The sequence below is a fragment of the Haladaptatus cibarius D43 genome (assembly GCF_000710615.1).
Classification (GTDB): Archaea; Halobacteriota; Halobacteria; order Halobacteriales; family Haladaptataceae; genus Haladaptatus; species Haladaptatus cibarius.
On sequence record NZ_JDTH01000002.1, the window covers coordinates 1,121,647 to 1,147,034 of the forward strand.

26 protein-coding genes are annotated in these 25,388 nt (G+C 50.9%); 15 read left to right on the top strand and 11 right to left on the bottom strand.

The features are described from left to right. Positions 1 to 24: 24 nt before the first annotated feature. Positions 25 to 612 (bottom strand): DUF420 domain-containing protein, encoded by a 588-nt coding sequence (locus HL45_RS11260; RefSeq protein ID WP_049971196.1) that lies wholly within the window; start codon positions 610 to 612, stop codon positions 25 to 27. Positions 613 to 704: 92 nt separating this feature from the next. Between HL45_RS11260 and HL45_RS21415 the strand changes: the two genes are divergently transcribed. Next, complete coding sequence (locus HL45_RS21415) at positions 705 to 1,313, top strand: hypothetical protein (RefSeq protein ID WP_049971197.1); 609 nt, start codon at positions 705 to 707, stop codon at positions 1,311 to 1,313. Between the two features lie 346 nt (positions 1,314 to 1,659). Further along, positions 1,660 to 1,806: a DUF7550 family protein gene (locus HL45_RS21240; RefSeq protein WP_162833873.1), complete on the top strand. Its 147-nt coding sequence runs from the start codon at positions 1,660 to 1,662 to the stop codon at positions 1,804 to 1,806. A gap of 47 nt (positions 1,807 to 1,853) precedes the next feature. Here the strand turns inward: HL45_RS21240 and purL are convergent, their stop codons facing one another. Further along, positions 1,854 to 4,016 carry a phosphoribosylformylglycinamidine synthase subunit PurL gene (purL, locus tag HL45_RS11275; RefSeq protein WP_049971199.1) on the bottom strand — a complete coding sequence of 721 codons (2,163 nt, stop codon included), beginning with the start codon at positions 4,014 to 4,016 and terminating at the stop codon, positions 1,854 to 1,856. A gap of 605 nt (positions 4,017 to 4,621) precedes the next feature. Continuing rightward, positions 4,622 to 5,398 (bottom strand): DUF2971 domain-containing protein, encoded by a 777-nt coding sequence (locus HL45_RS11280; protein WP_049971200.1) that lies wholly within the window; start codon positions 5,396 to 5,398, stop codon positions 4,622 to 4,624. 122 nt (positions 5,399 to 5,520) lie between these two features. On the opposite strand from HL45_RS11280, the gene HL45_RS11285 reads away from it, so the two are divergent. The 8 genes from HL45_RS11285 (at position 5,521) to HL45_RS21935 (ending at position 12,359) form a co-directional block, all read left to right on the top strand. Beyond that, complete coding sequence (locus HL45_RS11285; protein WP_049971201.1) at positions 5,521 to 6,468, top strand: hypothetical protein; 948 nt, start codon at positions 5,521 to 5,523, stop codon at positions 6,466 to 6,468. 552 nt (positions 6,469 to 7,020) lie between these two features. After that, on the top strand, positions 7,021 to 7,476 hold the full coding sequence (locus tag HL45_RS21930; RefSeq protein WP_084156879.1) for an HNH endonuclease: 456 nt from the start codon (positions 7,021 to 7,023) through the stop codon (positions 7,474 to 7,476). Positions 7,477 to 8,955: 1,479 nt separating this feature from the next. Then, the gene (locus HL45_RS11290) at positions 8,956 to 9,315 is read left to right on the top strand and encodes a hypothetical protein (RefSeq protein WP_049971202.1); all 360 of its coding nucleotides are present in this window, start codon (positions 8,956 to 8,958) and stop codon (positions 9,313 to 9,315) included. Further along, positions 9,315 to 9,638 (top strand): hypothetical protein, encoded by a 324-nt coding sequence (locus tag HL45_RS11295; protein WP_144240067.1) that lies wholly within the window; start codon positions 9,315 to 9,317, stop codon positions 9,636 to 9,638. The genes HL45_RS11290 and HL45_RS11295 overlap by 1 nt, the downstream gene beginning before the upstream one ends. Next, entirely contained in the window at positions 9,639 to 9,929 is a 291-nt protein-coding gene (locus HL45_RS11300; protein ID WP_049971204.1) for a hypothetical protein, read from the top strand. Beyond that, complete coding sequence (locus HL45_RS11305) at positions 9,929 to 10,378, top strand: hypothetical protein (RefSeq protein ID WP_049971205.1); 450 nt, start codon at positions 9,929 to 9,931, stop codon at positions 10,376 to 10,378. The genes HL45_RS11300 and HL45_RS11305 overlap by 1 nt, the downstream gene beginning before the upstream one ends. Positions 10,379 to 11,009: 631 nt before the next feature. Further along, positions 11,010 to 11,336, top strand: coding sequence for a hypothetical protein (locus HL45_RS11315; protein WP_049971207.1), 327 nt, complete (start codon positions 11,010 to 11,012; stop codon positions 11,334 to 11,336). Between the two features lie 654 nt (positions 11,337 to 11,990). Beyond that, positions 11,991 to 12,359 carry an SWIM zinc finger family protein gene (locus HL45_RS21935; RefSeq protein WP_084156881.1) on the top strand — a complete coding sequence of 123 codons (369 nt, stop codon included), beginning with the start codon at positions 11,991 to 11,993 and terminating at the stop codon, positions 12,357 to 12,359. A gap of 1,626 nt (positions 12,360 to 13,985) precedes the next feature. On the opposite strand, the gene HL45_RS11325 is transcribed toward HL45_RS21935, so the two are convergent. Both HL45_RS11325 and HL45_RS19970 read right to left on the bottom strand, forming a co-directional pair. After that, the gene (locus HL45_RS11325; protein WP_049971209.1) at positions 13,986 to 14,939 is read right to left on the bottom strand and encodes a restriction endonuclease; all 954 of its coding nucleotides are present in this window, start codon (positions 14,937 to 14,939) and stop codon (positions 13,986 to 13,988) included. Between the two features lie 113 nt (positions 14,940 to 15,052). Continuing rightward, complete coding sequence (locus HL45_RS19970; RefSeq protein WP_158413692.1) at positions 15,053 to 16,060, bottom strand: tyrosine-type recombinase/integrase; 1,008 nt, start codon at positions 16,058 to 16,060, stop codon at positions 15,053 to 15,055. Positions 16,061 to 16,582: 522 nt separating this feature from the next. Between HL45_RS19970 and HL45_RS20850 the strand changes: the two genes are divergently transcribed. From HL45_RS20850 to HL45_RS11335, 3 genes are all read left to right on the top strand, one after another. Next, positions 16,583 to 16,744 carry a hypothetical protein gene (locus tag HL45_RS20850; RefSeq protein ID WP_158413693.1) on the top strand — a complete coding sequence of 54 codons (162 nt, stop codon included), beginning with the start codon at positions 16,583 to 16,585 and terminating at the stop codon, positions 16,742 to 16,744. A 93-nt stretch (positions 16,745 to 16,837) separates the two neighbouring features. Beyond that, positions 16,838 to 17,524, top strand: coding sequence for a PHP domain-containing protein (locus tag HL45_RS11330; protein ID WP_049971210.1), 687 nt, complete (start codon positions 16,838 to 16,840; stop codon positions 17,522 to 17,524). After that, positions 17,524 to 18,624, top strand: coding sequence for an asparagine synthase C-terminal domain-containing protein (locus HL45_RS11335; protein WP_049972004.1), 1,101 nt, complete (start codon positions 17,524 to 17,526; stop codon positions 18,622 to 18,624). The genes HL45_RS11330 and HL45_RS11335 overlap by 1 nt, the downstream gene beginning before the upstream one ends. Before the next feature lie 334 nt (positions 18,625 to 18,958). Here HL45_RS11335 and HL45_RS21245 read toward each other — a convergent pair whose 3' ends face one another. The 3 genes from HL45_RS21245 to HL45_RS11350 form a co-directional block, all read right to left on the bottom strand. Further along, entirely contained in the window at positions 18,959 to 19,102 is a 144-nt protein-coding gene (locus tag HL45_RS21245; RefSeq protein ID WP_162833874.1) for a hypothetical protein, read from the bottom strand. 75 nt (positions 19,103 to 19,177) lie between these two features. Further along, on the bottom strand, positions 19,178 to 19,648 hold the full coding sequence (locus HL45_RS11345) for an NUDIX hydrolase (RefSeq protein ID WP_049971212.1): 471 nt from the start codon (positions 19,646 to 19,648) through the stop codon (positions 19,178 to 19,180). A 69-nt stretch (positions 19,649 to 19,717) separates the two neighbouring features. Continuing rightward, a complete protein-coding gene (locus tag HL45_RS11350; protein ID WP_049971213.1) occupies positions 19,718 to 20,752 on the bottom strand; it encodes a transcription initiation factor IIB in 1,035 nt (344 codons plus the stop codon). A 272-nt stretch (positions 20,753 to 21,024) separates the two neighbouring features. Here HL45_RS11350 and gatC point away from each other — a divergent pair, with 272 nt between their 5' ends. Both gatC and gatA read left to right on the top strand, forming a co-directional pair. Further along, positions 21,025 to 21,303, top strand: a complete 279-nt coding sequence (gatC, locus tag HL45_RS11355; RefSeq protein ID WP_049971214.1) for an Asp-tRNA(Asn)/Glu-tRNA(Gln) amidotransferase subunit GatC — start codon at positions 21,025 to 21,027, stop codon at positions 21,301 to 21,303. Next, positions 21,300 to 22,574 carry an Asp-tRNA(Asn)/Glu-tRNA(Gln) amidotransferase subunit GatA gene (gatA, locus tag HL45_RS11360; RefSeq protein WP_049971215.1) on the top strand — a complete coding sequence of 425 codons (1,275 nt, stop codon included), beginning with the start codon at positions 21,300 to 21,302 and terminating at the stop codon, positions 22,572 to 22,574. Before gatC ends, gatA begins: the two co-directional genes overlap by 4 nt. Positions 22,575 to 23,121: 547 nt before the next feature. Here the strand turns inward: gatA and HL45_RS20420 are convergent. The 3 genes from HL45_RS20420 to HL45_RS11370 form a co-directional block, all read right to left on the bottom strand. Next, positions 23,122 to 23,886, bottom strand: a complete 765-nt coding sequence (locus tag HL45_RS20420) for a hypothetical protein (protein ID WP_144240069.1) — start codon at positions 23,884 to 23,886, stop codon at positions 23,122 to 23,124. A 355-nt stretch (positions 23,887 to 24,241) separates the two neighbouring features. After that, positions 24,242 to 24,592, bottom strand: a complete 351-nt coding sequence (locus HL45_RS11365; protein ID WP_049971216.1) for a helix-turn-helix transcriptional regulator — start codon at positions 24,590 to 24,592, stop codon at positions 24,242 to 24,244. Between the two features lie 25 nt (positions 24,593 to 24,617). Further along, the gene (locus tag HL45_RS11370; protein ID WP_049971217.1) at positions 24,618 to 25,319 is read right to left on the bottom strand and encodes an NRDE family protein; all 702 of its coding nucleotides are present in this window, start codon (positions 25,317 to 25,319) and stop codon (positions 24,618 to 24,620) included. Positions 25,320 to 25,388: the final 69 nt, after the last annotated feature.

Genomic DNA, 25,388 nt, shown 5'->3' on the forward strand with positions numbered 1-25,388 from the left:
AGCGGCGGGACAGTAGGTTCGGTGTTACGCCGGAATTTCCCAATTGTATATGTGGTTCAACATCACGTAGGTGACGACGCCGAGGACGAGCGACACGATCCACGCCGAGGCCGCGATTCGTCCGATTTTCGCGTGGGCCGTCTCCTTGAGTTCTGCGGGGGTGTGCGTCAGTCCGAGCACGAGAGCGAACAGCACGACCGGCACGGAGACGATGGACAGGATGATGTGGACTGCGAGCATGATGAGGTAGGCGTAGTACGGGAACCCGTCCACGAGGATGTGTTTCTCGCCGCCAGCACCCCCGACTTTCGTCAGATAGAGCACAAGGAAGACGATGATGAGGCCGAACGCGGTCAACATCGCGGCGCGGTGTTTTTTCACCTCTCCGTTGCGAATCCAGTACCATCCAAGCACGAGCGAAATCGTCGCCACGCTGTTGACGACTGCGATTGCATCCGAGAGCAGGTTGACCGTCCCGATGTCGAGTTCCGGATAAATCGGAATCACGCCCGCGAAGGTGCCGAGAACCAGCACGTATCCGATTGCCGAGAGCACTGCCGTCACCTTTACTGGACTCTCCCGCGCGCGCTGTCGTGCGTTCGCCGTGGCCATGCGCCCCCCTTAGGAGCGATACGGTAAGGTGGCTTCGCTTTTCCGACAGCACCACAGGCTTATTACTCCCTCCGGAGTATCAACGAGCAGTGATGTTCAGGTCAGAAACAATCACCCTAAATCGCATACTGGCCGGACTGTTCGCCCTGATGCTCCTCCTCGCGGCCGTCGTCTTTCTGACCGGCAGTGACGTCGTCAGGAAACTCCTCAGGTTGCTGGTTCCGCTCTCCGGCATCGTGTTCGCACTCACCGCGCTGACCGACGCGGAATCGCGAATCGCGCGTGTCGCCGGGATCGTCCTCGCGGTCAGTTGTTCCATCGGCATCTACCTCGAAATCGCCGGGGATGGCGTGTTCTCCAATCCGATCGTGGACATCGCCATCCTCGCCAGCGCGATGGGTATCGGGGAATCGCGGGGGAACGACGGGCCGGAGACGTATCGCAAACCGAACGAGAAACCGAGCTTCTGGGAGAATCCACGGTCGGCCCTCCCCAGTTCCGAATCGGTGCTCATCGCCGTTCTGATGCTCGGTGCGGTCGCCGTGTTTCTGGACATGATGGGAATCGACGCGGTCGGAAACCTTACGGAAGCCGTCGAATCGAACCCGCTCCAGTTCCTTTCGATAGTCGGGCTCTTCGTGCTCTCGAAAGTCGTGGACATCGGTCGGCGTCGCATGAACGAGTCGCTTGAGAGCGAGTAAAACGCGTCTTATTGGGAACTGTGATCGATTACCCAACCAGAAGGCTGCGCCAGCGCGTTCGCGTGAGAGGTGAGCGAAGCGAGCACCGAGCGCACTTCCGCGCTGGCGAGGAGGAGTGGGGAGTGCGAGATTTCTGCGAAATCTCGATTATGAGCGGCGAAGCGGCGAACTGGCAGTGCGGAGGCGGTTTGCGGTCTAATTAGAGTCGTGATTTGCCTCAACACAATCGTATCAAACGGGCGTGAGCAAATCACAACGTCACATACCGCCATCGTGGTTCGTTGCCATTCACGACCCGTATCCGAACACCGATACACCGAAGTACCGCGCGAACCGACGCAAGAATATGAGCGGCCACGAATACGAACCCGGCGAGATAGAGCGCGTAACGTCCCCGATGCAGGAGTTCTCGATGAGCCAAGTGACGACCGGCATGCTCGTCACCGTCATCGGACTCGCAGTCGTGTTCGGCATTCCGCTCCTGCTCGCATAAAAACCAGTCGGCCACTTTTCTCGCTCTTTCACTGCCGACGAGCGAACTCAGTCCAGTTCCCGAACCAGCACGTCGCGCAGTTCCGCAATTTGTTCTGCCGACCAGCGGAGCGTTCCCCCATCGACCTCGATTTCCAGCGCGCCCGACTCGTCCGCGGTTCCGAGTTCTGTGACGGGAGCAATTTCCTCAAATGCTCCAATCACTGCTTCCGGATTCGTCGTTTCCACGACCGCACGGCCCGGAAGTTCGCTGAACAGCGATTCTGCGGCGGAGCCATCCGCCGAAATGGAAACGGACGCACCAGCATCCTCCGAAATCATCTCGGCCAGCGTCACCGCCATCCCGCCGTCGCTCACGTCGTGAACCGCGAGGGTTCCGTCCTGCGTGGCGACCAAAGCGAGGGCGGAAACGACCTCCGATGCGTTCTCCGGCAGTTCTGGGAATCGGTCGCTTCCGCCGACCTGTGCGAGATATTCCGACCCGCCGAGCGAACCGGAGGGTTCGCCGACCAGAAGCAGGGTTCCTTCGCCCGAAAGTTCCGTTGGCGGTGCGTCGTACTCCGCCGTCGTGCCCGTCATCGCCAGCGTCGGCGTCGGCGGAATCGGGCCGGACGGGGAGTCGTTGTACAGCGAGACGTTTCCACCGACGACGGGAACGTCGAGTTCACTGCACATGTCCGCGAGGCCGTCCACGATTCCGGAAAAACCGCCGTACACGTCCGGTTTCTCGGGATTGCCGCCGTTCAGGCAGTCCACTGCCGCGAGCGGTTCCGCGCCCTTCACCGCCAGATTCGTCGCGTTCTCCAGCGCAACCGCGCGGGCACCGTCGTAGGGGGAAACAGTCGTCCAGTGCGGATTCGCGCCGGACGAGAACGCGAGGCCGAGTCCAGCGCGTCGAATCGCCATAACTGCCGAATCGTCGCCCGGCGGAGTCGCGGTGCGAGTCTGCACTTCGTGGTCGTACTGCCGGTAGACCCAGCGTTTGCTCGCGCAGTTCGGGGAGCCAACGACTGTCTCGAATGCCTCACCGAGGTCGGATTTCGGCAGGTCGATTTCGGGTTGCGTCGGCTCCTCCGCTGGCAGGTCGTTCATCGGCGCGCCGTCGCCGATGAACTCGGCGGACACGTCCACGACCGTCTCTCCTTCGAACGTACAGACGTAGTTGCCGTCGGTTACGTCGCCGATGACGGAACAGCCGAGGTCGTACTTCTCGGCGATGTCGGCCACGGCATCGACGTTCTCGGGCCGAACTTCGTAGCACATTCGCTCTTGCGATTCAGCAAGGAGAATTTCGAGCGCGTTCATGTTCGGTTCGCGCTGGTGGACGCGGTCGAGTTCGATGGCCGCGCCGAGGCCGCCTTTGGCCACCAGTTCGCTGGAGGCACCGCCGAGTCCGGCCGCGCCGAGGTCGCGGGCCGATTCCACGAGGTCGCCGTCCACAAGTTCTTCGTTAGCCTCGATGAGCAGTTTCTCGGTGTAGGGGTCACCGACCTGCACTGCCGGGCGGTCTTCCGTTTCGGCGTCCTCCGCGAGGTTTTCGCTGGCGAAACTCGCGCCGCCGAGTCCGTCCCGCCCGGTTCCGTTTCCGACGAGGACGAGTTTGTTGCCCGGTTCCTGTGCGTTCGCCGTGACGAGTCGGTCGGCGGACAGCAGGCCGACGCAGGCCACGTTGACCAGCGGGTTGCCCTCGTAGTCGGGGTGGAACTGCGTGCTTCCAGCCACCGTCGGCACGCCGATGGAATTGCCGTAGTCCGCGATGCCTTCCACGACACCCTCCAGCAGGTAACGGGAGTGTTCGCGGTCGAACCCACCGAAGTAGAGGCTGTCCGCGAGCGCGATGGGGTAGGCACCCATCGACAGCGTGTCGCGGACGATGCCGCCCACGCCCGTCGCCGCGCCGTCGTAGGGGTCAACGTAGGACGGGTGATTGTGGCTCTCGATACCCATCGTGATGTAGGTATCGTCGTTCGCGCGGCCATCGCCGCGAGTGGAGTCGGTGTCAGCCGACGGAAGCGCGACGACGGCGGCGTCGTCGCCGGGACCGACGACGACGTCCTCGCTTTCGGAATCGAACGCCGACAACAGCGGGCGCGACGAGCGATAGGCGCAGTGTTCGCTCCAGAGGTTCTCGAACAGCGTTTCCTCGGCGGGAGTCGGGTCGCGGCCCAGTTCGGCGACGACCAGTTTGCGGTCGGACTCGGAGAGACTCATTCACTGTGATGTAGATATAGGGCGGATTAATGCCTTTCCATATGCACGAACGTGTTGAACCTCCGTGCAATGGATATAAGCCACCTGTCTACCAGTCTTTTGAGAGGATACCAACTTCGTGCTGAACAAAGTCGGAAACTGATAGTCTCTCGCCACCGTCATGGGGTTAGAGTAACCAACGATTGTCTACACAATAGTTCTAACGACTATAGGAACCAGAAACAGAAATCAAAGGCTTAGCCGTGTTCAATCGGTCGTGGTACGAACGGTAGTCAAAACAGTCGCTAGTTTAGAATAGCGTCTGCAACCCCAGAGGCAAACCACACAGCTACAAGAGTCAGTGCAATACCAGGAATGAGTTGAATCAACCATGAAGGGTCACTACCGTTGATTTCCATTAACACTACCAGTAGAACACATCCGATGATGATGCTTCGGACTGTTTCTGTATTCATCAAACACGAATAGGTTGACATACAATATAAATATTTCCTACACGTATTCAAACTGTCTTGTCATCAAAACAGTCTCTGTGACAATATTACCCTATGGATATTTCAAAATTATAATCAGAGCCGAGATACCCTCAACAAGATAGGTTAATTTCAAAACAGTGGTTCTCCATCCATCTTAGAAGGACTCACATCGAAGTCGTATCCGTACTTTCTCGTGACTGACCTAACCGTTTCCTCAAGCCAACTCGGTGCCGTGGGAGCTACTAGTACTTTCTCAACAAGTGTATCGGGGTCAACAGAAATCGGGATTCCCGTTTCCTGAGATTGAAGAATTTCGATCATCGACTTAGTCTCTTTAGAGGGATCACTACTTTCTTGGAAGAAAAGACGATATTCATGCTCATGTCGGAAACCCTCTCTCTTATAATAGTATGGTGAAATGGTATTCCCATCTGGGATAATCTCGTTCTCATAGTCTGCGTACTCTACTTTACCAGACAATATATCCTTTTCCGACTCAATGGCATTTTTCAAATTCATTGGATTTGTGATGATGGCAACACCATTATTTTCAGTATACATTCTCCACATAGCATCGGACTCATGGTTGTTCATATGCCAGCAATTCAAGAAAGAAAAGTATCTACTACCTTCGATAGCTCTCTTCATTCCCTCTGAACGTACTTTTTCAAATTCCATATCACGTTTTTCAACGTTGAGCCGTGGTAATGATCCCTCGTAAGGGTCATCAAATTGGTCTGCACGACTAAACCACAATTCTTCTCGATCAAGGAATGTAACGTACTGTCCTAAACTACGATAACGCCACAATTGCTCGTCACTAGAGGGTTGTGGAGGTCGCCATTCGTCTTGAAAGAGATCCACCCACTCTTCACCGTTCCACTGTCTTGGTTCTACCAGTCTCATGTGAGAGATACGTTAGTGGTAGAGAATATAGTACTTTAGGGGGTACTATCGTCGTCAAAACTTATGACTGATATATAGATAAGAAGACATATACAATCGAGAGAGAAAATGGCGACTAAATTATGGATGAAGAAACAAAACGTGAAGCAGACAAATTTACCTTTGATAGCTTCCTCAAGAACAACTCTGAATATTTTGTCGTTATGGGAGTATTTGCAGCCCTTGCCATATATATACGACAAATGTCTGGATTTAACTCGATAAGAGAGGCAGGTACGGCTACTCAGTTCTCATTTTTCACATCATTTCTCATGGGACTTCTAGTTATTGCACTATTCTATAAGCAAATGAGCCGCAAACTGGGTTCTCTCGGTGAATTAGCTAAGGCACATCGTCTTAGTTCAAACATAGATCTAACGCTTTTTACCAGTCTTCTAACGCTTACCCTCGTTGGACTCTGGGAGATAATAATACCGTCTGGTGGGATATTGTTCTTAATCGTAACTACTGGGTTGGCTCTATTACTGTTAATATTATTCCTGAATGTATTGCAGTATTTTGGGTCGATAGTACCTTATACTCCTAAATGGCGGATTCTAATGGGTCTTACCGTTTGCTTAACTGTATTAATTATATCTACTTTCTCTCTAGAGTATTTGCAGACCTCCTACCAAATTACGGATGTCAAGAATCTTTCTGTGCAGGGTCCAAAATTAATAGCCATTGATCTTCTGTTCTTTATTGCTGCGACAAGCCAATCAATCGCATCAATCGGGGTTATCGCTTCGGTAGTGTCGATCCCCATCGTTATTATCGATAAAATTCGTGGAACAAGTCCATATGATGAAGTAAAAAGGACGGACATTAAACCCGACCAAAATAAATCTTCGATGAAATCTAATTCACAGGGTTCCGAAAAAGAGACCGACCTTGCTACAAGACGGACGAATCTTCGAAAGACAATCGTGAATGCATCGTCTGAAGAAAAGCGTCAACAGGCAATGTTAGAGCTTGCTACTCTTGACCGTGAAGAACACCCTGAATGCTATGAAGAACTAAAAGAGAAATAGCATTTTCCTCTTTTTGACCACGTCGATGTCACCCTCCACTGACATCGATTCACTATACACGAGTGCGCACATAGCAAGGCCATGCCTTCAGATTAGAGTATATATATGGCCGTTGAGACAAGGGGCTATGCCATTTAAGGGTAATTTGAGCAGCCAGACCCGTGTCTCGTGACACAGTACACTGTGTCACTACGGTGAGTAGCATGCATAGGCTACGTAACTTCAGTAATCCCCGTGACGACAGAAACTATTGTGACGCTATCAGCAGCCGCACAGACACATCCTTCTCTTGTGTCTACGTATGAGACAACGAGAGATACATCGACTTGTGCCACGGATGTATAGGTGCCGCATTTCGCCAGCAGTTCCGATACTCGTGAAGTGAGACAACCGCGTCTCACGTTCACTCCGTATTCTCACTTGCCTGGCGATCCTCGCTGTGATATGTTAGTAGAATAGTTAGAATACTTCACTTGACAAGGGCGAGATTGAAACAGCATTATAATCTGCATTACATATGTGATAAATACATGCAAATAAATAATTATTCAAATGAAGAACAAACGGCCTGAAAATTGGCAAAGTGTATCACGTCGGGTGAAACGAAGAGACAGATACCGATGTAAAAATTGTAACTACAAAGGCAGTGAGGGGGATGGTAAAATGCATGCACATCACATTGTTCCTCTCAAGGATGGTGGAAGCAATAACATGAGCAACCTAATCACCCTTTGTGAAGATTGTCACAATGCTATTCATCACAAAAAGAAGCTTGCGCCAACCGCACGTCAAAATCAACCACAGAACGAATTAGGACCGATGGGGAAGTTCTGTAGTGGAGTATATGCTATAATGATTGTATGGTTTTTGCCAACATATCTCTTAACAAGTCAACTAAATCAGAGTCTACTTATTTCTAGTGTGTTTACTGTAATCACACTGCCATTTGCGTATCGCTGGCATCAGAACAATAAACAAGAAATAGAGAAGAATATGCGATCTCAATAGCAGATAGCGTATATTCATACATGATTTGTGTTACGTGGTTTCCAAACCATTAGGAAAGTCACGTATTCTGCGGTTGTGTATATTGTTGATTCCGCTGACGTTCAGTGAGCAAGAATATGACGATGTAAGCCACTCTCGCTGTACTGTTGTTGGTTCATTTTAATTTCCCGTAACGAGAGTAAACTAGACACGAAATTGACGATGCTAAACTATTTTCTACCTCACGCCAATAATTTGTCAGTTGGGATTTAATAATGTTTAACTAATATCCCGAAATAGTCACGGATATTAAAATCTAATCTCTATCCAATCATGTTACTCATTCACAGCCATGAGTCACGACATATCCTCTTGATCTACGTCACTGATTGACGGATATGACTACATAGACGACCCCCGAGAAAACGGACATACAGCCGTTAAACGTCTCTATCGTGCCAAAGGTCACAGTTAGAAAAAGTAAACCACTATAACGAGAAGACAGTATACTACTTCATTAGACACGACACGGTATCACGTCACTCAACTCCTTTTCGAGTCTAGAAAGTAAGTGTACACTGCTGTAGTGGAATGCAGGTATATGACTGATTGAGGAACACTACGTGTTCCGATTGAAGGATATATACCAAATGGAACGGTGTACAACTACCATTTACACAGCTGGTAAACGTAGTTATAATGTTATAGATACATTACAGCACCCCCATACCTTCGTAAAAAGAAAAGGGTGTTACACACCCCAAAAGAAAAGCCGTTTCCTTCCCCCCAACCATCATGGTTCTAACTGCATTTGTCATGATTCATGGTGTTCTCTGAGAGCTATAGTAACGGTCTGCGCTCCGTCGTGGTTAGTTCTGTGACATATCCCACTTCTCACACCGTCAATCTACTGTGAGCCGTCTCAGTCGGCTCAGAGAGGCGTGTATTGGTCGGTCGGTGGCTACCCAACTGACTCGGTATACACTCATTTTCTCTGAGAGGCACACATTTGCCTCACATCATGTTTCTTTCTTCAACATGATTCATACCCTTCAGACGAAATCCAAATTGATTGTAGGCCTACTCTTGTTCGTTACAGAGCAAATTGGCGCATAGTCAGATGTCGAATTTCTACTCGCCACTCAAAATTCGTTTGTGAGACATCAGTATTTCTCTCTATTCTGTTGGACCCTCGATTTAAGAATGTTAGGATAGTGGACAAGAATATCTTAATATTTTCAATACACATTTCCTTACTCAGGGCTGTTTTATTCCCCATATTCATCTAGCCTACAAAAACATACATTAAATCCAAACATTTAAGTGTCTAGACCCCCTAGTAGTAGACAGGCACAGTTGTCAGAGATATTTGTCTCTAAGTGGCTGTTGTTTTGGTCACAAATTTCAACACACAACGAGTGTAGAGACTATTTCCCTGATAACTGTCTCACTTTGCTAACTATGTATGATTTTACTAATTTCGATAGAGGGGTATTCTGAATGTCTGCGTCAAATGCATTTGAGACACAGATTGAAGAAGCAGACAAGCCTTCTACGGAAGATTCGTTTGCGACAGGGGAAACAGCCGATGAACGTGAAAAACTCGTTGAGAGGCTAGACAGCTCCGTCAGTGAGCTTGCCAGTGGTGGATACTGTGTTCGTACCAACCATCCTGGGCAAATGGAGCATCTACTGAATCGTGACGATAGCAAGTTGATTTCGATCACTGTTATCAACCACTTCGACTGCAAAGAACGTGTCTCAGATATTGAAAGATATGAACGCCAGTTCGAAGACTGTCCTATTGTCGAGGTCGGTGTTTGGCTACCTGAATATCCGAAAACATTGGGTGGAAACTGATGGGAAAACACTACTCAACACCGAGGCTGCCAGATAGAACGTTACGACAGTTGCACGACCTTCGATGTATTCTTAGTGGAATGGATTTTGACAGCGAAAATCCACCTGTGTCCTATAATGACGTTCTAACACTGTTGCTGGATTCAGAAGCGACGATGCAGGTGCAACAAGACTTCAGGGATTACTCCCATACGGAATTGGCTGAATACACCCGTAAACTCAACGAGCAATGGCAGACCGAGATGGAGGAGGATATGGGTATTAACAAGCCGATGACGACAGAGGAGTTTGACCAGTATAGAGAAGAATATGGGGTGGTCTAAATGAGTATCCCACAAGTGGGGGAAATCAGCATGAAAGTGGAAGCGCAAACCGAGTGGAAGCTACGGAAGTTCATTGCTAGCCTGTCTGATGACGGTTCTACTCACGCCTCCTACACACTTGACCTAACGCCAAGCCAGTGCATCGCGCTTCTTATTGACTACGTTGATGAGGACGAATTGACTGCGGAATATGGAGAGATTACTACTATGCAAGAAACTGCGAATGAACTAGAATCAGAATGGATGACTAACCACCTCGATGACGAGAGAGAGAATGGAGGTGTACTCTAATGAAGACTGTCGGGAAAACCAATCTCAATATTGACGCTCATGTCATGTCTCTACTGACAGATTTCAAAAACGAACTTCAACAGCATGACGTGAACGTGAATTTAGACGAAACAAATCTTCTCTTTCTGCTACTTGAAGAGTCTGCAGGAGATCTCATTGAGAAAGCAGAAGATGGTGATACAAGCTTTGTAGGAGATATTGACCACCGATACGAACTTTCTCGAAAGTCCAAGAATATGATTGACTACGGGACTCCTGGGATGGGTGTCTACTACCAAGACGGGTGTAAAGAGTTAGCAACTGAGTACGTAGATACTCCCGATGATTTCCACCCCTGGAAAGACGTTGATCAGCTCTTCGCCCTTAGCGAGTTACTTGGATTGATAGACGGTGGTTGGAACACCCGTGAACAAGTCGAGAGGGTCTTAGAAGAAAACACAGACGAGTAAACCCGCTTAATCGGCCTGCATTTCAACGATAGCCGATTAGCGAGATTCAATATTCATGTGGGGCCGTCATGCATGGCCCTGTAACCTCGTCGTAGATACGTAATAGATTCACTGTGGGGAAAACATTGGTAAAATCCGTGATTCCCCAACCGCGAAGATTCAGTCGGCGCAATCGAAATCGCACACATAGTAGTATTTGAAATGTTGTGTCGGAGGGGGATGTTCCTCTCCGACGGTTTTTACACTCATACAAAACAATGGTAGAAGTTTTCATGGAAGCAAGCGCAGTTGCACAGTTCGATAAAGTACGAAAAGCAGAGGGAGACAAAAGTCGGAGTGAATTTCTCTTGGAGTTGCTTGAAGAGTCAGATTACGAATTTACAGATAGTGTGACTAATACTGACCACGGCATCGAGTTCGATAACCGTAACGAGGGATCACGGTTCCGCCCAGATACAGCTTGAGGGATACATATGAAGAAAATACAAATCACAGATAATTGCTTCGATGACCTCCTAGAAATAAACGAGAGTGTCTTTGACGGTCGCGTTACGCCAGATATTATCGTCGATTGGTTGCTGATTCAAATAGAACTACCTGAACGTTCAGAGTATGTTTCTACTGGTGATTGATGATACCGACAGACCTTCTTCTCGGTACTGATCAAGACTTTGAGCAAAACGAAGTGGGTGACTTAGCTACCGTCAGTGGCAACGAGTATATCAAACAGCGAATTGCAATGGAGTGTCTTGATGAAGCACATGACTTCATTGGTTCACCTGGCACTGCAACTGACATTGAAGACCTGATTGTCGATATTCGTGGTGAGTTGAAGAAATTGCGTAATGAGGGGTTGATTACTCAAATTGGACGGATTCGAGTCACGGAGTTTGATGAATCGTCTGTAACGTTGTCTATTCAATTAGCATCAGACGAGATTGAGTTAGAATTGCCGTAGCGACCTACTTCTTTTTCCTGTTTATTTTGTTTTCCACCTAACTTCGTAGATACATCTATATCTCTCACGTCTATTTCTAGGCACTCTCGTTTGTTCTGGGACGGTTCTTTGGGTTGGATAAGGTATTATCCTCGGGGTCGAGGAAAAAATCGCTGAGAGGCTTGTGAGGCCCTACACACTTTTGTATATTGTCACTCTATTTTTACTGATGTGATTTATTTAATTGAATAGATGCTTCTCTATCTAACGCGGTGTGCAAGTCAGTAACACGACCACAATTATTCTGGCTATTTTAATTTTAAAAATAATATATAGACGACGGTCAAATGGATTTTCATATACTATTGTTTCCAGTCGATTACGTACATAGCGAGCCACACAGATTGATACAGAGGGGCTTAGTGAACACCTCACATTATCAGGGCGTAGTCCCCTTAACGAACGCTAATGTTGACTACGGGGACACGGGTAAGTGCTATTCAATATGAGTGATATAATGATAGCCAATTGTGTGAAATATGGGACTATCACTCAACAATCAAAGGGATATAAGAGGCTGTCTGATATACATGTGAGTAAGAAGCATTCGTCCTTTTCTTAATTGAAAAGGCAACGTGTTCTAGCACGTTACCTGGGTGCTTCGGGAATGAAGCAATGTCAAGTTCGCCTCAACAGCACTTCAGTGCTACGGTAATCGGAGAACAGTTCACAGTCGTCAATGTAGACGAGAATAAAACAAACATCCGCAACGACGACAAGAATACGATATATACTGTCACACACGAGAGTGGCAATGCATCATCGTGTACTTGCCCCCACTTCTGCTACAAAGTGGCTTACTGCAAACACATGGCCGCTGTCGAATCAACGTTAATCGACAGTGACGATGATTCCACGAAGAAGGAGATTAGTGGCCCGTACACGGGATTCGACAAGTACGGAAACTTCGATCACACGTACTGGAAATGTGAATCGTGTGGTGCAGAGGCAACTGATGAAGCTGCACTCAAGGAGTGTTGTTAAAATGAGTGACTGGAGAGACGTTGACCGAGATCTGTGGGAGAAACGTGTTACGGAAATGAAGAAGAAAATACTGGATGAAGAAGACAGTGTTACAACGTCGTCCATGCCTGTGAAACGCATCAGTCGGATAGGTGTCGATACGACACTCTACGTCAGTGCCACTGAATGGATCAAGTCGGATAGTCCAGTATCACTTGTAGACAGCCGATAGGGCAACATATCTATCTCTTTTACGCCTGTTCACAGCCATAGAGGCGTGTCTCAACTACATATCTTATAGACGGCATTGCGTCGGTGTCTTGCCGTTGGCGGGCGACACACGACGCTTCACGAAGACGTGAGTAGGATGGAAATTACCTTACCCCATAGACGAGTATCTCGTCCACATGAGTAGGTCGTCACTCTCGTCACTATAAGAAAGTGATATTCCACTCTGCTGTACAGCGAGTTCCAAAAGCAAGTATCCTTCCTCGCAAGCGAATTCGTGAACGTCAGCCACGGGCGGTGCGGAGAGTGGGCGACTTCACGACATCGAACGAGGGAGGTACTTGCGCCACTGCTACCCTCGTTAATACAGATACGTAACTAGAACATTCACGTTTGTCGTCCTCGGTGAATAACTGTTCTATGTATGTGTACAGTAGTACTGTTATTGGCGTTTCGCAGAGTCGTCCCTTAGTGACGCCTGCCACATCAGTAGACAATTGAAACTGATGTGCGACGAAGTTTCGCACCGTAGTGAACGTTAACTCACTTTGACTCACGATTACAGGGATACCAACAGAGCGATTCAGTTGCCACCTGAATGCTCACCACCCTTCTAATTCGAATGAATTGGTTTCAACCGAATTAGACCACAAACCATGCCTCAATGGGACATGATCGTGCTATCCCGCTCAATGTAGTCTCACGGCCAATTGTTTTTGCAATGACCTTGGGAATACAACTCCCTTCGACTAACGGTACGCTTTTGCGTTCAAATTACTCTGAACCATGCTAGTCTAAGAGTAAGATATAGGTATATCTACACCATTCAAGTATAAAAGAATTTCGGTTGGGATGGAGTGGACTATCCAGCTGTACTGGGATAACGGTTGGAGCGAAGAAACAATGCTTTAACGTATGAGTGCATCGGGGTTGATGTACCAGTTCGGTGGGCTACCCCCTAATACAACGGTGGTTTCTCCGAATCATGGTACAATAGAGAAATCTCCATGAAACGAGACAACTCTAAGGACGGACAAACCACTGGCGTGCTGAAGGAGATACAGATTCGGTTGTCGATTCTCCTCACCATGCTCAAGATTGTTCGTATCCTTACACAGCTGTAGTGCTACTGTTGGCACTCAATTGTGTTACGTCAGTAGAATAGTCCGCCGACCACTGCGGTCGGTGAACTACCCCCTAATACGTGTAGTACAATTGTATCCCACAGCAATAAACCTTTATGGACATCAATACAAGCCGTATATCGATTCTATCGCCTGAAATCTGTACTTGAGTGCTATTCAACACTCTTTCTTTCACATCTATAGACCGTTTAAGGTCAACTTATGAGTAACCCAAAAACCGCCCATAGTTGAACAATTGGCCTATGGGTTACCCTTAGACCAGTCTACGTTCAACCTATAATTCTAATTCACCAGCGTATGCTAATACGAGTCCATCAAGATCTCGCTCTTTTGCCTGTTTCGCCAACTCATCACCATTTACAAGCTCAATATCTTCACTGTGGTACTTTTGATGACATTCTTTAGTGAAATCTTTGGCACTCACGAAAACATCAATTGAGTCGTATTCATCAATATCTTTTTTCGAGAGATTAATCGCATGCCGTTTCACTTCGATGTTCTTTTCTACTTCGTTCCTTGTAGCGATTATGTCGATACCACCATCGGCTATTCGTGGGGTCACATCTGTTTTCCACCCACTATGTTCGTAGAGATCGGCAACAAGATACTCGAACTCATATGGATCAATGTTGAAGAACTGTTCTTGAATTTCACCAGTAGAGAGTGACGGTTCGACCGTTGGTGGATCACCGTTTTTAGAGAGTGATTTGTATTTTCGAACCAAGTCTAATGGTGGGTTGAAGTCTTTTTCCTGATTTGCAAACCAATACACAGAGTGAATTGCGAAGTCACTTTGCGAATGTCCGAAAAACGGAGGTGTTTCTACAATCTCCGTCACCATCTCTTTCACTGTTTTAGGTACGGTAATATCTATTTTCTCACATTCTGGCTCAACATGGTTTTCACTGTACTCGGTTTGAGTACGTGTATAATCGTCAGTCCATCCGAGTGGTGGAATGAGGCAGTTGGTAGAATACTCGTCACGAAAGTCAGGTACCTCCGCTTGGTTATCAACTTGGTGTGCAAGAAACATTCGAATTGCCCTATCACCTGCTTCCGCCACTGTTAGTCCATAATAGTCGCCCACTGCTCTAAATTGATCAACCACGGAAGGAGTTGGATTCTGTACTCTGATTGATGCTCTACGCCCCTCAAAATCCGCCCCATTCCAGTTTCCGATGTCTACATCATCTTTCCACGGATTTGCTATCTTGTAGTCTCTAGCCATCTCTGTCGTACCTCACCAACGAATGAATACCCATTATTATAGTGTTGTTGAATTGATAGGTTATAAATAGGTATCCAGCGTCGTAACCTCTGGAAACCAAAACAGGAGGTGATTCAGATATTGTCCAAATACCCTCTCCGCTGTTCTACTTTTTCAAGTTCCGTTCTTTCATCGTAATGCTCTGAGATAACCTCTTTACTCACATCGAATCGATCAGAGACAACTGTATCAGGCACATCTCGCTTGAGGAAGTGCGTAATCGCCGCTCGTCGCATTGGATGACCACTATATGACGATGGGCATTTACTTGAACTACTGTACTTCTGGGCCGCATCACACGCTTCTATGCTTCTATCATGAGGACAGTCGTTTTCATACACACATGGTCTTGAAAGGCGATAGACGGTGCGTCGTAGCGTTTGTACTGTAAGCCGACCTTCGTGTGATGTAAAGAGGGGGTTTCGACCGTACTCACCAGTTATCTTCCGTCGATTCACCTCAATGTAGTCGTCCAGTACAGTACACAACTCGGGTTTGAGTGCGATATACCGCTCGGCATTTTCCTTGTTTTTCAGCGGTGTTTCTTCTTCAGGACGATGCTCAACTTTCACGTGCTGTTCTGAACTGCTGTAGTTGTCGAGGTCGAGTGAACGGAGCGTACCTGTCCTGCAACCTGTGTTCCACAGAAAATAGAAGACAGCGTGGTCACGTGAGCCATAACTATACTTGGCACAGTATTCCAGTATTGCTCTTATTGTCTCAGTGTCAGGCATCTCGTGTCGCTGTCCATCACTGACCTTTGGAATCAGAATCTTCTCTGCTAACCCCTCCTTGACGGCTTCGATTGTTACTGCCCATCTCAAGAACACTCGGAGTGTACTCAATTGTCCTTTGAGAGTTGTCTGTGCAAGTCCAGCTTGTTTTCGACTAATTCGATACTGGTGCAAGTCACGTCCTGAAAGGGTGTTTAGATTCTTCAGTTCATTGTCGTCACACCACTCGACAAAACGATTGAGGTTTGATTTGTGACTGATGAGGGTGAGTGCTGCAAGTTCTGTCTCTCTATCTGTGATGTACATCTCGACTGCGTCACGTGGGGAAATTGGCGTGAGTTCCGTCATTGTTGGTAAGTGCTTCCCCATGACGGTGATGAACAACACCAGAGTGACCACGAGTGGTCTCGGCCCACTCGTTGCTTTCTGCGGTTTGGAAAGCAACGCAGTAGACAGCTTTGCTGTCAGTGTTCGGCGACGACCAGTTTGCGGTCGGACTCGGAGAGACTCATTCACTGTGATGTAGATATAGGGCGGATTAATGCCTTTCCATATGCACGAACGTGCTTTTCTCTAGCTGTAGATTGGCTCCCTCCGTTCTGGGTTCGTGAAATGAGTGTGGAAACGTGCGCCAGCGTCCACTACAACAGACGGTTTGCTATAAACCGCTCTTCCAAATGTCGTTGAATAATTGGTTCTGTGTGTTATTCATCCTGCCATTATGCATTAGGTTCGCTACAAACTCGACATCGTCTAATTTGATTCTAGTATAAGAAACAGTCACAATCAAGAACAGTTCCAGAAAGCATTTACCGAACTCCAGCCACCATCATAGCTGACGGACACCGCACAAAACCACACGTCGAAACCATGAGCCTCCATCATCACCCTCTCGAACAAATCGTCCTGAAGACAGTCACGTTTACACTCACGCCGTTCGTCGTCGCCTTCGTCGGATTGGCCTTGCTCGTCAAAGGCCGTCCACGAGACGCCTACAGCTGGTTTACGAGCGAATGGCGAGAACCACTGTAGTTTCGGAGAGTGACTTTTCAGTTCGATTGACGACGATTATTTCCACGAACTCGTACCGAGTTGCTTTTGCCATCCCCCTCCCAACCTCCGGCCGTGCTTTCGGTCGAGTTGCATTGTCATTCCGCGCTCTCTCACGATGGTCGTGACCCAGTAGAACTACTCTTAGAGCAGGCGAAGGCTGTCGGCCTCGACGCCCTCGCCGTCACCGACCACGACGAGATCGATGCCAGTCTCGAAGCCGCAGAACTCGCCCCCGAATACGGATTGGTGGGCATTCCCGGCATGGAAATCACCTCGCGTGCCGGGCACGTCCTCGGATTAGGTATCGAAGAACAGGTGCCGCCCGGGCTGTCGTTCGACGAAACGCTCGACCGAATCCGAGAACAGGGCGGCGTCGCAATCGTTCCGCACCCCTTCCAGAAATCACGGAGCGGCGTCGCCGCGAACGTTACCCGAAAACAGCTCGCGCAGGCGGACGCCATCGAGGTGTACAACTCGCGTCTGTTGACCGGACGGGGCAACCGCCGCGCGAAGGATTTTGCTCGGGAAGAGGGCGTTCCGATGACTGCGGGGAGCGACGCCCACATCAGCGAGATGGTCGGCCAAGCCGTGACAAATATCGACGTAAACACTCACGACAGCAGGGCGATTTTGGGCGCAATCGTCGATGGCCGAACCGAGGTGCAGGGCAAACGGACGCCGTGGCGAATCAGCTTTCGACAGGCCGCGGGCGGCGCGAAACGCCGCGTCATCAGCCGCGTCGGGCAGTATTTCGGATGATGCAGGGTGCAGATACAGACCTCGTCCGGCGTGCAATCGAGACGAACGACCCCTTGCCGGGAACGCGAGGATTCGCGGGAGAACTGGCCGGGAACGAGGGTGAAACCGACACCCCAAAACTCGTCCGTGACGTTTTGGGCCGCTATCCGGTTTTCTCCGAGATTGACGACCCGACAACGTGGAGTTACGACCCCCGAGATTTGGACGACCCGAAACCGGTTCCCGCGGGCTTTGCTCGCACTGAAGACGGCGACGAGCAGTTATGGGAACTGCCCAATCCCCCGCTTTTCGAGGATGAGGGCACGGCAGTCAGAGCAGTCTGTGAGGCCGTCGAAGACGGCCTCGCAGACATTGCGTCGGACAACCTCGCAGTCGCGTTTTCCGGCGGCGTCGATTCCGCCGTCGTTGCCAGCGCGTTCGACTGTCCGTTGTACGTCGCCGGGTTTCCGGACAGTCACGACGTGGAGGCCGCACGAACCGCCGCGGAGGCGATGAACCGCGAGGTACAAGTGGTCGAACTCACGCACGAGGCCATCGAACGCGCGGTTCCCGAGGTCGCTCGCGCAATCGACCGAACGAACGCGATGGACGTGCAAATCGCGCTGCCACTCTACCTGACCGCCGAGCGAGCGCGAGCGGACGGCTACGACCGACTCGCAGTCGGACAGGGGGCTGACGAGTTGTTCGGCGGCTACGAAAAAGTCGCGCGCGCAGACCACCGCGTCGAGGCCGAAACGGTTCGCGGTGCGGCCCGCGAGACGATTTCGACGCTCCCCAAGCAGTTGACGCGGGACGTGCTGACGCTTCGGTCTGCGGGCGTCGAACCGGTTGCGCCGCTGCTTTCTGACCGCGTCGTTCAAACCGCGCTTCGATTACCGGACAAAATGCTGGTGTCGGAAGTAGGCGTTCGAAAATGGGCGTTCAGGGAGTCAGCAAGGCCGTTCGTCCCAGATGCGGTAGCGAGTCGGGACAAGAAAGCGGTGCAGTACGGCAGTCTCGTCGCGCGCGAACTCGACAGACTCGCGCGGCAAGCAGGCTACAAACGGCGGATGGACGACCACGTGACCAAGTACGTCCGCTCGCAACTAGAAGAAGTCTAAGAACTCTGTTGACGCGGCGTTCTGTCCGTGAGTCGACTCTGCAACCACGAATCGTGATAGCCGATGCAGTGACCGCCACATTCGCCACACGCCTGCCTGTCGAGTTCGTATCGCGTCCCGCACGCTTTACATTCGAACCGTGCCGATTTCGCACGGATAAGTTTCAGACCAACTTGGCTGACAAATCCCATCTCATATTTGTCTGACTTCCGGTATATGTATTATTATACACGGATTAAACGGCTACAGAACAGGTTTGGAGCGTTATTCGAATCTCGAAGGTGGAATATAGGAAAGAGTACAGTTTTAACTAGGCTGATATGAATCTCGGCTGTTACTGTCTCGGTGTGACGATTTGTTCGCTTCCACAGTCGGGGCAGAGTTTTCGCTCGTCGTCGAACGCTTTTCCACAGCCAGTACAGACGTAGGTCGGTCGGGGGTCTTCGTCGCTGCCGAACAGTCGGTTGATGATGCTCATGCCCCGGAGAATCCACTGGAAAGACCTTATTATACACCGCCTAATCCGGTATCTGGCACACCAATCGCCAGCTATTTACTGCGAATCGACACGTTCGATTGCCTCGATTCCGAGCGTGACGACTTCCGCCGTCAACCCGTCGTGTTCCCGGAGTCCGTCCGGGGCGAACCACTCCCAGTCATCGCCAGCAACTTCGCCGTCGTCCGGCGAGAGGGTTCGGTTCGCGGACTCTCCGTAGTAGACGAAATCGATGTGCTGATGGGCGACTTCTCCGTCGAAGCTGTCAATGTCGTAGAGCATGGTGTGTTCCGCGGGCGACAGTTCTCTGCCGAAATCGGCGCTAATCGTCGGTTGCGGTTCGAGAAGCGTCACATCCAGTCCGGTTTCCTCCTCGACTTCCCGTAGGGCGGTCTCTCGCGGCAGTTCGTCACGGTTTAGGTGTCCACCCGGCGGCAACCACATTCCCAGTCTGTCGTGCTCGTGAAGCAAGCACTCGCCGTCGTGGACGGTGTAGGTCGTCGCGGTGAAATGTCGCGTCGTCTCCATGTAGACAGTGGTTCGCGGTGCCGGTTTACGGTTTCGATTACCGGTCGAAAAAAAGGATTCCGGCCACGTTCAGGGCGTTATCGTCCCTTCTTCCGCATCGAGTAGCTCGTGATATCGGTTTCGAATAGTAACCTCGCTGATGTTCGCTACCTCGCTCACCTCGCTCTGTGTGACCTTCTCGTTGGTCAGCAGGGCGGCGGCGTACACCGCCGCGGCGGCGAGTCCGACCGGACTCTTGCCGCTGTGGATTTCCTTTTCTGTCGCCGTATCGAGCAATGACCGCGCCCTGCGCTCGGTTTCGTCGGACAGGTCGAGTTCCGACGCGAACCGGGGAACGTAGCTTTTCGGGTCGGCGGGTTCGATTTCGAGGCCGAGTTCGCGGGCGACGTAGCGGTAGGTACGAGCGATTTCGTCCTTCTCGACGCGCGAAACCGCCGTCAGTTCGTCCAAACTGCGCGGAGTTCTGGCCTGTCGCGCCGCGGCATACAGAGAGCCAGTCGCAACGCCCTCGATGGAGCGGCCGGGAAGGAGATTTTCATCCAGCGCGCGGCGGTAGATGACGCTGGCCATCTCTCGAACCGAATCCGGGAGGCCGAGGGCGCTCGCCATGCGGTCGATTTCACCGAGCGCCTGTTTGAGGTTACGCTCCTTGCTGTCGCGGGTGCGGAAGCGCTCGTTCCACTTACGCAATCTTTGCATCTTCTCGCGCTGGCGCGACCCGAGCGAATTACCGTAGGCGTCCCTATCGCGCCAGTCAATGTTGGTGGAAAGGCCCTTGTCGTGCATCATCGTCGTCGTTGGCGCGCCGACGCGAGATTTCTGTTCGCGCTCGCTCGCGTCGAAGGCGCGCCACTCCGGCCCGCGGTCTACTGCATCCTCTTCGACAACGAGGCCGCAATCGTCACAGACGCGCTCGCCACGCTCTTCGTCGGTCACCAGCAGACCGCCGCATTCGGGACAGCGTTCTCGCTCATCGAGCGCCTGCTCGTCAGGGTGGCGCTCACCGGACTGCTGTTCGTCTAACTGCTGTTCGCTGGACTCGGATTTCGTTTGCTCGCCACTGGTCTCCGTTCGTTCGTTTGGTCGAGTACGTGTATCAGTCATGGGCGCGTGCTGTCGAAGAAGGATAGAGGTTGGAGAAGCGATAGACGTACTGCATAGGACATGCACCAACTTAAGTCTAGTGTGATTTTTGAACCATTGTTTCAAGATTATTATTAAGAATCTATCGGTGTCATCTTCACATCGGAAAAGACTGCTGTGTGGTATCAATTTCCGCTTTTCACGGCAGGTCGGTCGTTCCATACTCGCGCTCAAAACACCGAATGGGGTTGAGTATCGAAACTCTTACCGCTTGCCCGCGGGTTCATCAATACATGAGCGATACGTCTCCCGGGCCTGACGAGGTTCGGCACGTCGCACGGTTGGCCCGTGTGGCCATTTCCGAGGAGGAAGCCGAGCAGTTCGCCGGACAGTTCGCGGACATTCTGGGGTACTTCGAAACGCTGGACGAGGTTCCGGAAGTCGAACGCGATACCGACCTCGTGAACGTTATGCGCGAGGACGAGATTCGGGACAGCTTAGAACAGGAAGACGCATTGGCGAACGCGCCGGAATCGGAAGACGGCTATTTCAAGGGGCCGAACGTCTCATGAGCGGAAACGGCACCATCTTCATCACCGAGGAAACAATCGAGGGCGAAGCCGACGGCCCGCTTGCCGGAAAGTCGGTCGCCGTCAAGGACAACATCAGCACCGAGGGCATCCGAACCACCTGTGGGTCGGCCATGCTGGAAGAGTACGTCCCGCCATACGACGCAACCGTCGTGACGAAGCTGAAAGGCGCTGGTGCGACCATCGTCGGCAAGGCCAACATGGACGAGTTCGGCATGGGAACGACCACCGAAACCTCCGCCTTCGGCGCGACCGAAAACCCGGTCGCCGAAGGCCGAGTTCCGGGCGGTTCGTCCGGCGGCAGTGCCGCGGCAGTCGCGGCGGGCGATGCAGACCTCGCGCTCGGCACCGATACCGGCGGTTCGATTCGTTGTCCCGCCGCGTTCTGCGGCGTCGTCGGCATCAAGCCAACCTACGGACTCGTCTCGCGCTACGGACTCGTGGCCTACGCCAACAGTCTCGAACAAATCGGCCCGATTGCCCACTCCGTCGAGGAGGCCGCCGAATTGCTGGACGTTATCGCAGGGCCAGATGAACACGACGCCACAACCAGAGAGGAAGGCGCGGACGCGAACTATGCCAACGCCACCGACGGCGACGTTGACGGACTCGACATCGGCGTCCCAACAGAACTCGTCGAAGGTGCGGACGAGGGCGTCGTCGAACAGTTCTGGGCCGCCTTGGACGACCTCGAATCGCAGGGTGCGACCGTCCACGAAGTGTCGCTCCCGTCGGTCGAACACGCGGTCGAAGCCTACTACGTCATCGCTATGTCGGAAGCGTCCTCCAACCTCGCACGCTACGACGGCGTCCGATACGGCCACTCCGGTGGCTACGACGGCAACTGGAACGAGGTCTTCTCGGAAGCCCGCGAAGAGGCCTTCGGCGACGAGGTCAAACGCCGTATCCTCCTCGGCACCTACGCCCTCTCGGCAGGCTACCACGACAAATACTACAAGAAAGCCCAAGACGCCCGCGCGTGGGTGAAACAGGACTTCGATTCGGCCTTCGAGGACGTGGACGTGCTGGCCAGTCCGACCATGCCGACACCGCCGTTCGAACTCGGCGAGAGTCTGGACGACCCGCTCCAGATGTACCTCGCGGACGCGAACACGGTTCCAGTAAACCTCGCCAACCTCCCCGCGATTTCGGTTCCCGCGGGCGAAACCGACGGCCTCCCCGTCGGCGTGCAGTTCATCGGGCCGAAGTTCGGCGAGAAGCAAGTGATTCGAACCGGAAGCGCGCTGGAGTAATCGCGGGACGAGAGCGACTGTTTTACACCTATAAAGCTACGTGAAACTGTTACTGAGGAGATGGAATATCCGGTAATTAGCTAATGGGATATTCGCGACCAAGTATTGTATATTATTTATTTTTTAATAGAATGTTATATATGCGCTAAAGAGATAGTTAACTTATGGACGACAAGACATCAATTGTATCGGGTTTACTAGTGGCAACCACTGCAACGGGAATGATGTATTTTAGCTCTTTTTGGAACTTAAAGTTAGCCAGTGTTACATTCACAACATATTTTATTGGTGTGGGACTATTGATTAAATATCGTCATCTCATACAATCATCTAGCAATCTTTTTTCTGCGCTATTTGCATTAACTATCACTCTTGGATCATATCTCGGAGTAACCTCAGATCTTCCAATTAGTTCTGATTTACGAATATCACTAATTATTTTAATATATGGTATTGCTATGTGTCTATCTGGCATAGTTCTTAGAATTTCACTCAGCAATTATAAAAATCACAAAGAGATAACTGCTTAAAATGTTTTATTAATTATCTAGTCGTATTCACAAGCGTATCCCACTTTTGTCCTGCTAACCTTATAATTATCGTACACGTTACAATTATCACCAACGACCCACAACGCTAAATTACCACCCGAAGCAATAACGCATCCGACTAAGCCACCAGTGGCACAGCTCAGACCCCAAGCAGCAGCAACAATTGCTAAACAATCATAGTTCCAATTGGTACAATTTTCAGAGACCACAGTATCGCAACCACAGCGATAACAAACGCCTCCTCCCCCTCCACCACCGGGACCAATAGGCTTGCGAATAGTAGCATTATCACCAGTATTTCTGGTACTACTAGCGACATATTTTTCGGTAACAGTTGTCACACTCTCATTTTGAACAGTAATTGAGGTTTCTTCATGTTCATCAGTATTTATAATATTCGCGCTTGTGGGCCTATCTGTCCCGCTGGTCCAGCGGAACACTCCATCAGTTTCAACCTCGGAATTTGATAGTGGGATAGCAGCTAGCTTGAAATCATTCCCCTCCGGAGCTATTATCTGTCTATATGTTCCCTCCCCGAATTGGGAAGTCCAACCATGATCTGAAATATAATCTAAAATCTTCAATGATTCTTTTTCATTTTGAATGTTTGAGATGGTTTGCTCAATCTCAGTTTCAGACAACCTTTCGACATCCCGACGGGATTCTGAGGCTCCAACTGTAGAAGGAAGAAGCGATGCACTACTTGCAACGCCAAACTTTTTTAATACGCTTCTACGGTTTATTCTGTCATTTCTAGACATCATCTATATGTTTGTTCATATCCACTTTAATTTAATGAAGGGTATAATAAACATGTATCGTGTATTTATTATTGTCCTCTAAAATAATATGGTCAATTAAGAAAACAACTCAAAATTTTCTTGAGTACTCCAATTAATCGCGTGCAAATTCATCGAGCCAAATATTGGAGCGAAGCAGCCAGAAACAGCGAGTGTAGACGAACTAGAAACTGTTTGTAAAAATTCTCTCCTATTCATTGAACCACAGTAGATTGGTGTGTGAATTAAATTTTCTTAAGGAAAATAGACGCAAGACAAGGAAGTCTCCATCCTCTAAAAACTATTGCTGTTCGTGAACCTACGAAAAGAATCCTGTTTACTCCTCGTAGGCGAGGTTCATAATCCACTGCGAAAAGGCGTCGCTTTCGGGGTCGATTTCCTCCTCACCGATGAACGGCGAGAGCATGTCGCCCGCCATCAGGAGGGCGAAATTGAGGTCTTTCGCGGCGGGGGTGACGAAGTAGGTGTTGTGCCCGTCGTAGACGGTCTTTTCGCGCTGGACGAGTCCCTTTGCGACCAGCGATTCGACGATTCGACTGCCCTTCCGGGACGAAACGTCGAGCTGTTTCCAGAAGTCGCTCTGGTGGATGCCGCCCGTTTCGCGGACGAGTTCGAGTCCCGCGAACTCGTCCTCGGTGAGGTCGTCCTCGGACGTGGCCGTGCTCATGTTCCATACAGGGACGGGCGGGCGTTTAAAGGTGACCTTCCACGCTTCGGTACGCCGTCTCGCAAGGTGGGCCATCGGCGAATTCGTAGGTGCCGACGCCCTCGCTGTTGATGGTAACGATGGACGAGGAGCGAGTTCCGTAGCCATCGCCGTGGACGCACGCCCCGATGTCGTGGTCGCGGAGAACGGTTTTCGCTCGCTCGCGCCACTCCGCAACGGAAGCGTCCTCACTGAGGTCGGGGTGGACGGCATTTAAAATCCGCTCCGACTTCGGTGCGTCGCAGTTCATTCCTTCGTTGACGACGACGTGGTAGCCCGGTTCGAGGGGCGTCGCTTCGAGGACGCCGTCCCACTCCAGAACGCTCGCTTCGTCGGTATCGGCCAGGAAAAGGTTGAATCCGGCGTACTGCCGTTCTGCGAGTTCGTCGTGAACGAATCCGAGGGCATCGGCGGAGGACTCGTGGGACAAGGTATCCCGAACCAGTAACCCGCGGGAGCGTTCTCCGTCGATTTCGGCCGGTCGGTTCGTCACGCCGACGAACAGGCCGTGTTCGTTGTAGCCTATCCACGTTCCGCCGGCCTCCTCGTCCTGTGGAGCGACGACGAGGGGGTCGTGGTCAAGGACTGCGGGGGAACGTGACGGACGGCCTAACGCCTCATCGCGGTTGGCGGCGGCGACGATTGGCGTTCCGTCGAACACCTGCCACGCGACAATGAGAGTACACACGGCGGTCTGTTGGTTTCCATCGAATAAAAGGATTCGTTGCAGATAAACTGACGAAACCCGACGGAAATG